Source organism: Gulosibacter sp. GYB002, from assembly GCF_036577665.1.
Classification (GTDB): Bacteria; Actinomycetota; Actinomycetes; order Actinomycetales; family Microbacteriaceae; genus Gulosibacter; species Gulosibacter hominis.
On the sequence record NZ_JARBDD010000003.1, the window covers coordinates 247,480 to 260,651 of the forward strand.

13 protein-coding genes and 3 tRNA genes are annotated in these 13,172 nt (G+C 61.9%); 6 read left to right on the top strand and 10 right to left on the bottom strand.

What is annotated here, in order from left to right:
* Window positions 1–3 precede the first annotated feature (3 nt).
* Window positions 4–1,038, bottom strand: coding sequence for a tRNA lysidine(34) synthetase TilS (gene tilS / locus PV375_RS03315; protein WP_201521097.1), 1,035 nt, complete (start codon window positions 1,036–1,038; stop codon window positions 4–6).
* A 153-nt stretch (window positions 1,039–1,191) separates the two neighbouring features.
* Here tilS and ppa point away from each other — a divergent pair, with 153 nt between their 5' ends.
* On the top strand, window positions 1,192–1,680 hold the full coding sequence (gene ppa, locus PV375_RS03320) for an inorganic diphosphatase (protein ID WP_332106115.1): 489 nt from the start codon (window positions 1,192–1,194) through the stop codon (window positions 1,678–1,680).
* Window positions 1,681–1,849: 169 nt separating this feature from the next.
* On the opposite strand, the gene PV375_RS03325 is transcribed toward ppa, so the two are convergent.
* Complete coding sequence (locus tag PV375_RS03325) at window positions 1,850–3,208, bottom strand: M23 family metallopeptidase (RefSeq protein WP_201521096.1); 1,359 nt, start codon at window positions 3,206–3,208, stop codon at window positions 1,850–1,852.
* Between the two features lie 288 nt (window positions 3,209–3,496).
* Here PV375_RS03325 and PV375_RS03330 point away from each other — a divergent pair.
* From PV375_RS03330 to PV375_RS03340, 3 genes are all read left to right on the top strand, one after another.
* Window positions 3,497–3,569, top strand: a tRNA-Glu gene (locus tag PV375_RS03330).
* 56 nt (window positions 3,570–3,625) lie between these two features.
* Window positions 3,626–3,699 (top strand) — tRNA-Asp (locus PV375_RS03335).
* Window positions 3,700–3,750: 51 nt separating this feature from the next.
* Window positions 3,751–3,823 (top strand) — tRNA-Phe (locus PV375_RS03340).
* A gap of 163 nt (window positions 3,824–3,986) precedes the next feature.
* Here PV375_RS03340 and PV375_RS03345 read toward each other — a convergent pair.
* From PV375_RS03345 to PV375_RS03360, 4 genes are read right to left on the bottom strand one after another with little or no spacing between them, the layout of a single operon-like run.
* Window positions 3,987–5,186, bottom strand: a complete 1,200-nt coding sequence (locus PV375_RS03345; RefSeq protein ID WP_332106116.1) for an ABC transporter permease — start codon at window positions 5,184–5,186, stop codon at window positions 3,987–3,989.
* The gene (locus PV375_RS03350) at window positions 5,183–5,887 is read right to left on the bottom strand and encodes an ABC transporter ATP-binding protein (RefSeq protein WP_332106117.1); all 705 of its coding nucleotides are present in this window, start codon (window positions 5,885–5,887) and stop codon (window positions 5,183–5,185) included. The genes PV375_RS03345 and PV375_RS03350 overlap by 4 nt, the downstream gene beginning before the upstream one ends.
* Window positions 5,884–6,939, bottom strand: coding sequence for a peptidoglycan-binding protein (locus PV375_RS03355; RefSeq protein ID WP_332106118.1), 1,056 nt, complete (start codon window positions 6,937–6,939; stop codon window positions 5,884–5,886). The genes PV375_RS03350 and PV375_RS03355 overlap by 4 nt, the downstream gene beginning before the upstream one ends.
* A gap of 9 nt (window positions 6,940–6,948) precedes the next feature.
* Window positions 6,949–7,449 (bottom strand): hypothetical protein, encoded by a 501-nt coding sequence (locus tag PV375_RS03360; protein ID WP_201518230.1) that lies wholly within the window; start codon window positions 7,447–7,449, stop codon window positions 6,949–6,951.
* Between the two features lie 236 nt (window positions 7,450–7,685).
* On the opposite strand from PV375_RS03360, the gene PV375_RS03365 reads away from it, so the two are divergent.
* Together PV375_RS03365 and PV375_RS03370 are read left to right on the top strand one after the other, a co-directional pair.
* Window positions 7,686–8,357, top strand: coding sequence for a response regulator transcription factor (locus PV375_RS03365; protein WP_332106162.1), 672 nt, complete (start codon window positions 7,686–7,688; stop codon window positions 8,355–8,357).
* Entirely contained in the window at window positions 8,350–9,525 is a 1,176-nt protein-coding gene (locus PV375_RS03370; protein ID WP_332106119.1) for a sensor histidine kinase, read from the top strand. Before PV375_RS03365 ends, PV375_RS03370 begins: the two co-directional genes overlap by 8 nt.
* Window positions 9,526–9,567: 42 nt before the next feature.
* Here the strand turns inward: PV375_RS03370 and PV375_RS03375 are convergent, their stop codons facing one another.
* Genes PV375_RS03375 through PV375_RS03390 form a run of 4 tightly spaced genes read right to left on the bottom strand, consistent with a single transcriptional unit; the run spans window position 9,568 to window position 13,152 of the window.
* Window positions 9,568–10,047 (bottom strand): hypothetical protein, encoded by a 480-nt coding sequence (locus PV375_RS03375; RefSeq protein ID WP_201518228.1) that lies wholly within the window; start codon window positions 10,045–10,047, stop codon window positions 9,568–9,570.
* Window positions 10,048–10,050: 3 nt separating this feature from the next.
* Window positions 10,051–11,682 (bottom strand): alpha/beta hydrolase, encoded by a 1,632-nt coding sequence (locus PV375_RS03380; RefSeq protein WP_332106120.1) that lies wholly within the window; start codon window positions 11,680–11,682, stop codon window positions 10,051–10,053.
* A gap of 29 nt (window positions 11,683–11,711) precedes the next feature.
* A complete protein-coding gene (locus PV375_RS03385) occupies window positions 11,712–12,029 on the bottom strand; it encodes a hypothetical protein (protein WP_332106121.1) in 318 nt (105 codons plus the stop codon).
* A 58-nt stretch (window positions 12,030–12,087) separates the two neighbouring features.
* The gene (locus tag PV375_RS03390; RefSeq protein ID WP_332106122.1) at window positions 12,088–13,152 is read right to left on the bottom strand and encodes an FUSC family protein; all 1,065 of its coding nucleotides are present in this window, start codon (window positions 13,150–13,152) and stop codon (window positions 12,088–12,090) included.
* Window positions 13,153–13,172: the final 20 nt, after the last annotated feature.

The window sequence follows — 13,172 nt, forward strand, 5'->3', positions numbered from 1 at the left end:
GGCTCAATTTTCGGTTTCGGATGCCTCGTGGTCGGCGCCGTCAGAACGCACGGCTCCAAAAAAGAGCTGTCCGGCCGAGCGCTCAACGCGAATGCCCGGCAGGTCGATCGGCCCCTGCCCGCGCCACTCGGTGGCAAGCGCAGCCACAGCCATCGTGTGCGCACGGCTGAGCGACACACCAAAGCCTTGCTCGGCAACCAGCCGGCAGATACGCTGCCGCAGCGCAGCCGGTTGGGTCACCAGGCCGCCGACGTCGAGCGTAATCCGCCCCTCAGCATCCACATCAACGATTTCCCGCGCCCACTCGGCTGCCAATGCATCCAGAGTTTCGGCATCCTCTCGCAGCGTTGTCGCGGTACGCGCGAGCGCCTCGGCAATTCCCGGACCCAGCTCGGCCTCGAGCATCGGCATCACGGTTTTACGAATCCGTACCCGCCGGAACCGTTCATCGTCATTCTGCGGATCCTGCCACGGCTGCAATCCCTGATCCGCGCAAGCTTGCACGGTTTCGCTGCGGCGCATCCCCAGCAGCGGCCGCACAAGATTGCCGTTTACCGCTGCCATGCCGTGCAGTGATTTACCACCCGAGCCTCGAGCTAGGCCAAGCAGCACGGTTTCGGCCTGATCGTCGAGCGTGTGGCCAAGCAGCACATACTTTGCATCCACCCGCTTACAAACTCGCTCAATCGCGCCATAACGCGCCGCGCGAGCCGACGCTTCGGGTCCCGCACCGTCATCAACAACCTCGACCCGCTCAATAATCACCGGGTCAAGCCCGAGTTCACGCGATTGCTGGGCGGCGCGTTCAGCCTGCTCGGCCGAACCCTCCTGCAACTGGTGGTCAACAATCACACTCCCCACCCGTAAACCGGCTCGCGGACATTCGAACGCTGCCGCAGCGGCAAGCGCAAGCGAATCGGCGCCACCTGATAGCGCAACAAGCACGAGATCGCCCTCGCTGGCGACGCCCCGCAGCGCATTACGAACCGCGCGGCGAGCATCCGCTACTGGAGGGGTGAGACGGGGACGAACTGACACGCTGCCAGCCTACTGTGCCCGCGTTCGACGCGCAGTATCTATTGCACGATGGATCGCCGAGTTTTTGCGCAGATCGGGTAGCCACTGCAGCCACCCGGCAATTGCGCGCGGTAGCCTAAACGCAAGCATTCGTTCTATTTCCAAGGAGTCTCGATGGGCGCATACGACGTTGTCATTGAAATCCCCCGCGGCAGCCACAACAAATATGAGGTCGACCACGAAACCGGTCGGGTCTACCTCGACCGCGTACTGTTCACGCCGTTTGTTTATCCCGTCGACTACGGGTACTTCGAAAACACTCTCGCCGACGATGGTGACCCGCTCGACGCGCTCGTGATCCTCGAATACCCGGTATTCCCCGGGGTTGGTCTGAAAGTGCGCCCGGTTGGGGTGCTGCACATGTCAGACGAGGCCGGTGGCGACGACAAGGTGCTGTGCGTGCCCGCCAAAGACTCGCGTTTTGCCCACATCCAAGACCTCGAGGATGCACCGGAAGACATCCGCAACCAGCTCAAGCACTTCTTCGAGCACTACAAAGACCTTGAGCCCGGCAAGTGGGTAAAGGTCGATTCGTGGGGCAAGGCCGCCGAGGCCGAACAGATCATTGAAAAGTCGCTCGCCGCGTACCAGCCTGCCGAATAACCCAGCTTCGGCAGCGATCCGATGGCTGCCGAACGCGCTGAGGGCCGAGCACCGTTACGGTGACTCGGCCCTCAGCGTCTGAACACCGGCAGCGGAATTTTTGCATCCGCTTGCCCAGCAACGCATCCTGTCGCGAGGCGCCGACAGCGCAGCTGCCCAGTAGTAGTAACTAGTAGTAGTAAATTCCGCGGGCGGCGAACCAGGGCTGTGGATCAACCAGGTTCCCGTACTCGGTGATCTCAATATGCAGGTGGCAGCCCGTTGACGGCCCGGTCGTACCCGCATAGGCGATGACCTGACCCGTCGAGACGTGCTCGCCCCAGCCGACCGCAATACCGCCCGGCATGATGTGTGCGTAGCGGAAGGTGTTAACGCCATCATCCGAGGTGAAGTCGACCATGTTTCCATAGCCGTCGGTCCATCCCGCGTAGGTTACGGTGCCCGAGGTGACGGCGTAGAGCGGCGTACCGCAGGTACCGTTCACCACGAGGTCAAGCCCCGCGTGCAGTCGCCAGGTGCCATAGACCGGATGCAGGCGGTAACCGAACGGGTCGCTCACCCAGGCGCCGGCACCGATTGGGCCGCTGATGCCTGATGATGACTGTGCTCCGCTGCCACCACCGCCACCGCTCGGCGCACTGGGAGCCGGACTACTCGCGGCAGCTGCGGCCGCAGCCGCGCGCTCTTCCTCTGCCCGCCGGCGACGCTCTTCCTCTTCACGACGACGCTGTTCTTCGATGCGCTTACGCTCAATTTCGCGCAGTCGCTCACCCTCGCGATAGTCGGCTTCTACGACATCGCGGCGCTCTTCAAGCGGCGCCAGCATCGCCTCGAGCTCGGCGCCGCGCTCGAGGGCGTGGTCGCGCGCCTTCTGCGCCTCAGCTTGCGCCTGCTGCGCCTCGCGGTATGCCGTCTGCGCCTCAGTTTCAAGTCGCTGACGCTCTTCAAGCGCCACCTTCGCCTGCTCGTTCAGCTGGTCGGCATTATTGCGCTCAATCACGGCCGATTCATAAACGGTGCCGCTGTGGCTGCCGAGCTTTGATAGCGTCGACATGCTCTTCAAAAAATCATCTGCCCGCTCGGGCTGCGCGAGCAATTGCAGGGTGGGGTCGCTCGATACCCGGTTTGCCATTGCGGCCGTCATGGAGCCCGCTTCAGTTTCAGCCTCGGATGCTCGGCTTGCGGCATCATTCGCTTGCTGCTCGAGCGTGTACTGCTGCCCCGCGGCCTCGTTTGCGGCCTGCTGTGCCTGACTGTAGAGGTTGCCCTTCTCTTGGGCCACCTGCTCAGCCTCGGCTACCTGGCCCTTGAGCTCTTTGATTTCGACGTGGATCTCATCGATGAGTTTGTTTTGCCGGTCGACATCACCCTGCGCGGCGACGACGTCATCCCAGGTTGCGTACTCGTCGAGCGATTTGGCGAGCGCGCTGGGACTCGAACCAAAGTGCATCCCGGCCAGCACGAGCGCGCCGGTCATCGCTGCTGCGGCGAACGTTCGACGAAATGTCGCGGCGTACTTGGCGCGCATGCGTTCCTTTCGGTTCTCCAACTTCGGGTCCCGAGCCTCAGGCCCCAAGCCTCGGGTCGGTGCCTCAGGTCGAGGCCATTTTTAGTGATTCACATTCGACACATCTGTCACGTGTTGCACAAATGTAACAAATGCCACACTGGCCACAGTAGTGTTCCTGCGCGCTGAATGTAACCCCTGCGATACAGGTAATTAGCCATGACGCGCCGTGACGACACGACTCGACTTGCACAATGTGCTGAATGTGTTCTAAGCTCTTACCTCGGCGGTCCGCATGGACAGGGCCTCGGCCCCATCGTCTAGTGGCCTAGGACACTGGCCTTTCACGCCGGCAACACGGGTTCGAATCCCGTTGGGGTCACCGCGACAGCTGTCGCAAGACCTGTTATGCTGAACCGTCAGTAAAAATAAATATGAGGCCCTGTAGCGCAGTTGGTTAGCGTGCCGCCCTGTCACGGCGGAGGTCGCGGGTTCAAGTCCCGTCAGGGTCGCGAGTGACGCCCTCTTCGGAGGGCGTTCCACTTGAGACACGCAAGTGCCTCGGCTCTGTAGCTCAGTTGGTAGAGCGTTCGACTGAAAATCGAAAGGTCACCGGATCGACGCCGGTCGGAGCCACTGAAACCCCCGGAGATCCGGGGGTTTTTAGTTTTCCGGGCCACTACCGCACTGCCACCGTGAGTTCAGCGGAGGATTTCGCACCTTCGATGCGCTCTGAGACCTCCTCGGCCGGAAATCTTCCGCTGAACTCATCGCCGCTCACGCGCAACGAGCGCCGGCACTAGGCAGCAAGCGCCTCGGTCGGTGAAACCTGAGCCGCCTTCATCGCGGGGAGCATCCCGGCAACAGCGCCCACAACGATGGTCACCGCCACGCCCAGCAGCGCAATCAACGGCGGCACAGTGGGCGTCCAACCGTTGAGCAGCGACACCACGACAGTACAGCCCACACCCAGCACAAGCCCGGCAAGACCGCCATAGGTCGCGAGCATCACCGCCTCAACCAAAAACTGCTTGCGCACATGCGCGCGCGTCGCCCCCAAAGCACGGCGCAAACCGATTTCACGCCGCCGCTCGAGCACGGTAATCACCATGGTGTTTGCCACGCCGATACCGCCCACCAGCAGCGCAATCGACCCCACACCCACCAGTAGCCCGGTGAAGGCCGTGTCGATGGCGTGCTGTGCCGCGAGCGAGTCAGATGGCCGGCTGACACTCACCTCGTTGGGTGATTTCGGGTTAATAGTTGCCGGGATCAGTTCCCGCACCGACTCAACCGACGCATCCGTCGAACGCTCGTAGAGCGTGGTTGGCGAGCCAGTGAATCCGAGGCGCTCAGTGGCATGCGACGCTCCAACCAGCACCGAAGTATCAAGCTGGGGCGCGAGTGCCGAAGGTTTCAGGATGCCCAGCACCGTGTGATTCTGGCCGTCAATATTCACCATCGAACCGGGCGAAACAATGCCCAGCCGCTTGGCTGCGGTTGCCCCGAGCACCGTGGTCGGATACTGCTCGGTCGCATCGTTGAACCAACTGCCGGTTTGCAGCTCACTTGACGTAGCCGAAAGCAGCCCGGTGTCGGTTGCCGCCACTGTCAAGCTGTTGGTGGCTGCCGGATCGATGTAGCTGCTGCGGTAGGCGGCAACACCAGACAGGTTCGCCACCCAACCGACCTGCTCCACACCCTCGATGCGCTTAAGCCGCTCGGCCGAGTCGGCCGGCAACCTGGTCGATTCGCCACTGAACGTCTTGCCCGCCGTTACGGTCAGCAGGTTCGTGCCCAGCGATGCCAGTCGCTCCTGAATTTTTGCCTGGCTCGACAGCGAGATGCCGATCACAGCAATCATCGCGGCAATACCGATCGCAATTCCGAGCGCCGATAGCGTTGCCCGCACGGGATGCGCGCGCAACCCCTGCCAGCCCAGGCGCAGTAGATCATCCTGGCGAAGGTGTGAGCGAGATTCTTCCCGATCGAATGTCATGCGACTCCCTCCTCCTGCTGGCGGATATCAGACTCGAGCACACCGTCGCGGATACTGATCTGTCGCCGAAACCCGGCCGCCAATTCGCGGTCATGAGTGATCACCAACACCGTCGTGCCGGTGCGGTTGAGGTCTTTCAAAATCTCCACCACCTGGGCACCAGAGCGGGTGTCGAGCGCGCCGGTGGGTTCATCGGCGAGCAGCAGCGGCGGGTCACCCACAACAGCGCGAGCAATCGCCACGCGCTGTCGCTGCCCACCCGAGAGCTGTCGCGGAGTGTGGTCGGCACGGTCACCCAGACCCACTCGTTCCAGCGCCTTGCGCGCGCGTTCACGTCGATCTTTTAGCGGCATACCCGTGTAGAGCAGACCGGTGGCCACGTTATCGGTAGCGGTCTGCGCATCCTCGAGATGATATTGCTGAAAAACAAAACCGATCAGGTGCGCCCGCAGCGCCGAAAGTTTTGCATCGCTCGCTTCCGAAACCAGGTGGCCGGCGATGGTGATCTCGCCCTCGCTGGCTCGGTCGAGTGTGCCGATGAGGTTCAGCAGCGTTGATTTACCAGAACCGCTCGGCCCGGTAATCGCCACCATTTCACCGGCATCGACGGTGAAACTCACATCGTCGAGCGCCGTTGTTGGTGGCGAGCCGTATTTTCGCGACACCCCGCTCAGTGTCAAAAGTGGGTCGGTGGGGCTCATTCGCCCACCACCACTTTGTCGCCCTCGTGCAGATTGCCACTGGTGATCTCAACGAGGTCGTCGGCAAACGCACCGAGCTCTACCTGCACGCGGGTGGGCACGCCGTTTTTGATCACCTCGACAGCGTATTTACCGCCGGGTTCGGCAAGCAGCGCCCGCACCGGCACCGCGAGCACGCCGGTGGCGATGGTACGTGTGGTTACCACGTTGACGGTCACATCAGCGTAGGCCTCTGCGGCAGCCGGGTCGGTGAGCGAAAGCTGCACCGGCACCTTCACAGTTTTCTGCCCCGATTTGTCTTCTTTTTCAACCGGCGGATCAACCGATTCCACAACCGCCTGGGTGGTTGTGCCATCGGGCAGTTTCACATCAACCTTGGCTCCCACCGGCAGCAGACTGCGCATGCTCGAAGGCACTTCGGCGGTCACCACCTTTGAAGTGCCCGTAACCTCCAGCACCGAGGTGCTTGCCGCGTCACCGACCTTGGCCTGCTGTGCACTCACCTGCACATCACCGGGGACAAACACGACGCGGCCAAGTTCGAGCGTGGTGCTCCATTCGAATCCGTTGTCTTTTTGCCACTGGGCGACGGCGGATGCGGTTGCCCAGCCATAGTGCTCATCGGGTTCGTCTTCGAAGTAGCCGAGCGCCTGCAGGTTTTGTTCAAGCTGCATCACATCGTGACCGTCTGACATTCCCTCTTCAAAGTTGCGCCAGGCGGGCACCTTGCCGTGCATCGTGAACACGGGACGCTCATTCACACGCATCATCTCGGTGCCGACCGACAGTTTGGTTCCGGGCGCGGCTAGCGAAGTGATGGTGCCCGTCAACTGGGTGCCGTAGGTGGCCGCTTTGCCGTGATTGAGGGTGCCTTTTGTTTCGACCCGTTCAACAAGGTCGGTTTTGGTAACGGTGGCGGTTTCGGCGGCCGGTGAAACGGTGTTTGTGGATTCGTCGGTGTTGGCGTTGTTCATCAGAGTGAAGCCAGTGACACCGAGCGCAATCGCAACTGCCGCTGCGGTTGCGGCGATAACAATTCGCTTTTTTGGCATCAACAGCCCCTACTCGCCCTGGCTGATGAGACCAGCCTGCTGGCTGCAGCGCTCAACATCAGCCGGGTCGGCTTCGGGTCCGCCGTTCTGCTGCACAACGAAACCGTTTGCATCCGCCTGCGGGTCGGGTACGTCATAGCCGGCTTCACGCATGCACTTCGCGTAGGCGAGCAGCTGCTCGTTCAGCTGCTCATCGGTCACCGAGTCGGCGCTCTGAGGAGCCGGCCCCACCTGGTCGGCGCAGTTCTGCAGCACCGCCGCTACGTCGACGCCGTCCTCGTTCGTTTCGATGGGTGAGCCATCGGGGTTGACCGGAATACCCGCGTTCGCCGAGTCGAGACCGTTCTCTTTCAGGCAGCGGTCGAAGTCGTGCTGCCACTGCTCCATGCTCGCGGCCTCATTCTGCTGCAGCTCGGGTTCGTTTGCCGAACATCCGGTGAGCGCGAGCATTGCGCTCGCACCGATCATGAGCGCGGTGACAGCAGTGCGTGAAGTGCGTGTGCGGAACATAGTGAGATACCCTTCGATTTCTGAATTATGTTGTGGGCGTCAAGATGACGGCCCGTTCAGGACATGTCCCAGTTCACGCGAGTGAGGGTTGCGGCAGCGTAAAAGAAAACACTTACGTTTCTTTTACCCGCTGCGTGCCAAACTGAGGCTGTCAGCGACCGCTGGGGCTGCTAGCGACCACTGGCCACAATCTGAGCGGCCCGCATCCAGCCACGCAGCCAGCCCCGGGAGGAATCATTCGCGTACTCATCGTTGAAGACGAGCCGTACCTCGCCGAGGCAATTCACGACGGGCTCGCACTGCACTCCATCTCGGCTGACACTGTCGCCGATGGCCGGGATGCGCTTGCCGCCATCGACATCAACGACTACGAGGTCGTGTTGCTCGACCGCGATATTCCCGGGATGAGTGGCGATGAGGTGTGCCGGCTCTTGAATTTGCGCGAACAGCGACCAGCGATTTTGATGGTCACGGCTGCCCGACGCACCCAGGAAAAAGTGGACGGGTTCCAGCTCGGCGCGGATGATTATCTGGCGAAGCCCTTTGAATTTGCCGAGCTCGTGGCTCGGGTGCGGGCGCTCGCTCGGCGCCAGTTCACGACTCGACCAACCCGTTATGAAGCCGCCGGTGTCACGCTCGACCCGTTTCGCCACGAGGTCACTCGCGACGGCCGCTACATTCGCCTCAGCCGCAAGGAGTTCGCGGTGCTCGAGTCGCTGATGCGTGAACCTGGTCGCGTGGTCAGTGCCGAAACGCTCCTCGAAGAGGCGTGGGATGAAAACGCCAACCCGTTTACGCAGTCGGTCAAGGTCACCATCAGCTCGCTACGCCGCAAACTTGGCGAGCCGTGGGTGATTCGCACCAAACCCGGTGTCGGCTACACGATCGAAGCGGCCGACGATGATTAAGTCGCTTTCATCGCTCGGTCACCGCCAGCAGCGCTTCACCGCCCGCACTCGCTTGGCGTTTTGGTATGCGCTGCTGATGATTCTGTGCGGTGGTGCACTGCTGACGCTGATCATGCTTTTTATCGGCTATGTGCCCGACTACGGGTTCAATTCTGGTTCCGTCGACAGCACCCAGGGGCCGCTGGTAATTGCCGTCGATGACCCGGAAATTGTTACCGGCGATATCAAAATCGCGGTCGAGAGCCAGGCCGATTTGCTGACGCTTTTGCTGCAGGTGTCGATCATTGCGCTAATCGGCTTGGTCGTACTGAGTTCGGTGGCTGCGTGGCTTTTGGCGGGCAGGATGCTGAAACCGCTCGCGGCCGTGAACGAGGCCGCCAAACTGGCCGCGGATGGGCGACTCGACCACCGCATCGGGCTCACCGGCCCGCACGATGAGATCACCGAGCTGGCACAAACCTTTGACGAGATGCTCGAAAATCTTGAGCGTTCCACTGCCGCGCAGCGCCGCTTCACAGCGAACGCCTCACACGAACTGCGCACGCCACTTGCCACGACGCGGGCGATTCTCGATGTGCAGCTGTCGAAACCCGGTGCGGTCGACCGCAAGGTGTTGCAGAAGTTGCAGCGGGTAAACGAGCGCAGCATCCGCACCGTTGAATCGCTGCTCGATCTCGCCGAGCTTGAGGTGGGCAGGGTCGAACCAACCGCGTGTGATCTTTCAAGCACGGTTGCCGCTGTACTGCGTGAGTGTCAGCCGGAGTTTGCCGGACGCGAGCTGACTGTCGAGCGTGAGCTGGCACCGACGACCGCGTTCGGTGACGAGCGATTGTTTCACCAGCTCGCGCAAAACCTGATTCAAAATGCGATTCAGCACAATATTGATGGTGGCAGCGTGACGGTGAGCACCCGGATGCGTGATGGCGGTACCCGCGCCGAGCTCACGGTGCAAAATACCGGCGAGGAAATTGATTCGGCGCAGCTGGGCCAGTTGACCGAGCCGTTCAAAACCACGAAGGGCCGCACCGGTGGCACGAACCGCGGTCTCGGGCTATCGATTGTTTCGGCAATCGTTGAGCGCTCGAACGGTTCGCTCGACCTGGCCGCGAACGACGGCGGCGGTTTGCGCGTCACTGTGACGCTGCCGAGCCAAGCGCCCGCGACCTAAGGGGCCTGGCCGCGGCGATATCAGCGCGCCACAGCCGACGTCCTAGCCCTCGTGCCCGGTCTGTTCGCGCGGCAGCAGCGGTGCCGAGCTCGCGGTGATACCGGTGTGGCTATCCGCCTTCACCGTGGCCCACACATAGCCGCCGTTGCGTTCATCCACCCACACGGCGCGTTCAATATCACCAACACCGAACCCGCTGCGCTGCGCCCGCGAAAAACCGAGCGGCGGGAAGATTCGGTTACCGATTTGAATGATCGTCTCGATCGGCATTGGTTGGCCGCGTACCGGGCTCGTGTGCACCACAACAGCCATGCGCCCATCCTCAACTCGTGTGGGGGTCAGATATTGCGGCGGTTGGGTGATATCACGCAGCCACTCGCCCGCACCGCTGGCACTCACGCGCTTTTGGAAGCTCTCGATGCGGGGCACAATCTGCTCGAAATACTCCTCAGCGCACTGCCGGTTGGCGAGATCAATATCGTCGCCAAAGTCACCAAAAAGATCGTTGTGAAGAGTTGACATCGCCTATTTATTCCCTGCAATCACGGCTGCGAAGTCTGACAGGATGCCCGTGGAATCTTGCCCCTCGGGAACCCTCAAGTAGGTGGAGTGGCGTGAAAACGGGTTGAGCGACCAGTGGTTACGGATCCCGTCATCATTCGACAGATGCTCAATCCCATCAACCTTTGTCGGGTTTTTCCCGAATGTGGCGTCGGGCCCCACTCCCTGAACCCAGTCGTGGCTGTCAACGGCCGACACATAGGTCTGACCGGCAACGTTATATTCCCGCACATCCTGCACGCCCGACCCCGGCGACCCGAACATCACCAGATCGTCCACGACCCCGACATTGACGTCACGCATCCCCATACCCGCGGTGGTCGAACCATATGAGTGCCCGAAAACGGTCATCCGGGGATCGCCGTGGTCACCATAGGCGCGAGAGGCGTGCATCCCCTCAACGAACCGGTTCAGGTTGCCGGCGCCGTCGTGAGCCCGGCCGGTAAAGGCGACCTCCCCCACCGTCTGGGGTGCGTCATAACCGATCCACGAGACCATCGCGATGTCTTCAGCGGGGATGCCCTGTTCGATCGAGGTGATGTTTCGCAGGCGCGTCGTATCAGACACCATCCCCGCCATTGAATCGTGGACGTTTGTTGTCATCCCCGGCACGAGCGTGGCCACATACTTGGCCGAATCGACATCGCCGGTGGCGATCGCCGCACGCACACCTTCGGGGCCCGAGGCGTCAAGCAGCAGCAATTGCCCGCCCGCCGCGCGCGTATCCCGAATTGTGTAGAGATCGTTGAGCCGGTCCTGAGCGTCCTGAACCGCGCTGTTTGCGGCCGAAAGCCCCGGATACGCGACGCTCCGCCCCTTTTTCGCCTCGGCCAGCTCTTTTTCGGCCTCTTCGATGAGTTTCGATAGCCGGTTCATGTTGGCTTTGTCACGCGAACGACCATCGATACCGTCGAGGTTGCCGATGGCGTCGGGATGCTTGTCAATGATCTGCTGCTGCTCTTCGACCGTGAGCGAGTTCCACCAGGCCGCAACCTCCCGGTCACTCCACCCCGGTTGCGGTAGATCAGGCAGCCCCTGCGCAAACGCATCGGCGCGCTCGGCCGTCACATCGCCACGTTCAACCGCCGAGAGCCGGCCGTGGTAGGTGTTGTCCACTTCGACGGCACGGCGCACCGAGTCGGTTACCTCGCCGCTGAGATGGTCGCGATCACGTATGGCCTGGTTTTGCATCACGAACCCGGCCGTCGCGTCAATCCGGAACATCTCGTTGATTCGCTGCTGGCGAGGGGCTGCGATCGAGACGATTCCGGCCGTGTGAATCACCAGCTCCTTGATCGCTTCCAGGCTCTTGCACTCGTGCACGCGGGTTTCGACATCTGCGACGCCGCTGGATGCTTGGGCCGTTGCCATACTCAACTCGCTCAGCAGCGACACCGAAACGTTTGTATCGGCCGAGTTTTTTTCGGTTGCCCGCTGCGCTGCGCTCACCGTTTCACCGCGCGACTGCAGCGCGGTGCGGGCATCGTCAAGGTGATCGGCCGCGTCACGCAAGCCGTTGCCGCGCTCATTGAGATCACCGACGGTTGTGTCGAGGGCGGCGGGATGCCATCCAAGAATGTCGTGCCAGCTGACCATCGCTATGTCTCCGAGTTCTGGTGTCCGCGCTAGTACTGGTAACCGGGTGCCGTGCACACGGCGGCAAATTTGCCACCAAACGCTTCGTCAGCCGTGGTGAAATCGTTGTCGGCAGCCCGACACGAGACGCCGTCGTTGCTGAGCCGGTCTGCAATAGCCTCGCAGCGGTCATCCACCGATCTGCCGGCAGCTACTGCTTTGCCACCAGATTTTGCACCGGGCATGGCAGTGGCTACCGATCCGAGCAGCGTGGCGGCGTCGGCGGCCTTGCGGATCGCCGTGCACGCTGACTCAAGCTGGCCAGCAAGCCGGGGCAACTCGCCCGCAATAATCTCGACGTCCGCCATTTGCTCTCCCCTTCTCGGCGCTGCGGCGCGATTATATCCCTAACGCTTAGCGCGGCCGTTACAGCTGTTCACCGAGCAAAATTTCACGGATGCGACGCTGGTCTTCCATGAGCGAACCGATCAGAATCCAGTTTTCTGATTTCGGTGGCCGAATTTGCAGGGGCGCGGTGAGGGCCGGGATGGCGGAGGTGATCGGTTCGGGGTTCACATCCGCTTCGAACACAGCCAGGCGCACATCGTGTGCTTGCCGGCGCAGCTGCTCGGCGATCTGCGCGGAGGCGGGTTCGTCGATGAGCGAGTCACTGTAGTGGTCGAATACCGCGCGAGTCATGCCCACCACGCGGTTCACGATGGGGCTGAGCTGATCATTGAGCAGCTCGCGCATCTGCTTGAGGTCGCGGTGGTGTATGGAGCGTCGCGGGTTCATGGTGAGCGACTCATCAGCGTCCGCGATACGTTCAATTGCCTTGTCGCGCATTGGCCGCAATAGTCGCGCCTCGATCATGAGCCGCTGCAGCTGCGCTTGGCTCTGCTCGGCGGTGAGCGCATCTGCCAGACGGTTGAGTGCCCGGGCAACTTCGCCGCCGAGTATTCGCAATTGGTCGCGCGCGGCTTCGGTCTGCAGCGGCGGCACCAGTAGGGCGTTGATCGCCAGCCCGATGATGGCACCGAGTACGGTTTCGAGGATGCGGTCGAGCGCATAGTTTGCACTGGTTGCGCCGAGTGCCAACACCAGCAGGGCACTGATGGCGATCTGGTTGCTCGTGGGCGGGGTGGCGCGAATCGCCCAACCGACACACAGCGCCAGCACACAGGCCGCGAGAATGGTGATGCCGCTAACGCCGAACACCGCACCCAATACGCTCGAGATCAGCACCCCGAGCACCACTCCAATAGTGCGTTCGATTCCCCTGGTGAGCGACTGGTTGACGCTCGGGGCCACAATCAGCATCGCGGCGATGGCTGCGAACACCGGTGTGTCGGTGCCCACCAGCCACTGTGCCGCATACCAGGCGGCGATTACCGCGATCGCGGTTTTCAGCACCTGAAGCAGTGGGCCGCGACGTTTGACGCGAAAGGCAGTGGCCAGTTGTTGGCTGCGTCGCTTATTGGTGGCTGACATTGTTTCTACTGTAGCGATGC

Excerpts from the sequence above, each read along its gene's own strand:
- ppa (WP_332106115.1), top strand. The coding sequence starts at position 1,192 with ATGGGCGCATACGACGTTGTCATTGAAATCCCCCGCGGCAGCCACAAC.
- PV375_RS03390 (WP_332106122.1), bottom strand. The coding sequence starts at position 13,152 with ATGTCAGCCACCAATAAGCGACGCAGCCAACAACTGGCCACTGCCTTT.
- PV375_RS03355 (WP_332106118.1), bottom strand. The coding sequence starts at position 6,939 with ATGCCAAAAAAGCGAATTGTTATCGCCGCAACCGCAGCGGCAGTTGCG.
- PV375_RS03345 (WP_332106116.1), bottom strand. The coding sequence starts at position 5,186 with ATGACATTCGATCGGGAAGAATCTCGCTCACACCTTCGCCAGGATGAT.
- PV375_RS03325 (WP_201521096.1), bottom strand. The coding sequence starts at position 3,208 with ATGCGCGCCAAGTACGCCGCGACATTTCGTCGAACGTTCGCCGCAGCA.
- PV375_RS03375 (WP_201518228.1), bottom strand. The coding sequence starts at position 10,047 with ATGTCAACTCTTCACAACGATCTTTTTGGTGACTTTGGCGACGATATT.
- PV375_RS03385 (WP_332106121.1), bottom strand. The coding sequence starts at position 12,029 with ATGGCGGACGTCGAGATTATTGCGGGCGAGTTGCCCCGGCTTGCTGGC.
- PV375_RS03370 (WP_332106119.1), top strand. The coding sequence starts at position 8,350 with ATGATTAAGTCGCTTTCATCGCTCGGTCACCGCCAGCAGCGCTTCACC.
- PV375_RS03380 (WP_332106120.1), bottom strand. The coding sequence starts at position 11,682 with ATGGTCAGCTGGCACGACATTCTTGGATGGCATCCCGCCGCCCTCGAC.
- PV375_RS03360 (WP_201518230.1), bottom strand. The coding sequence starts at position 7,449 with ATGTTCCGCACACGCACTTCACGCACTGCTGTCACCGCGCTCATGATC.
- PV375_RS03350 (WP_332106117.1), bottom strand. The coding sequence starts at position 5,887 with ATGAGCCCCACCGACCCACTTTTGACACTGAGCGGGGTGTCGCGAAAA.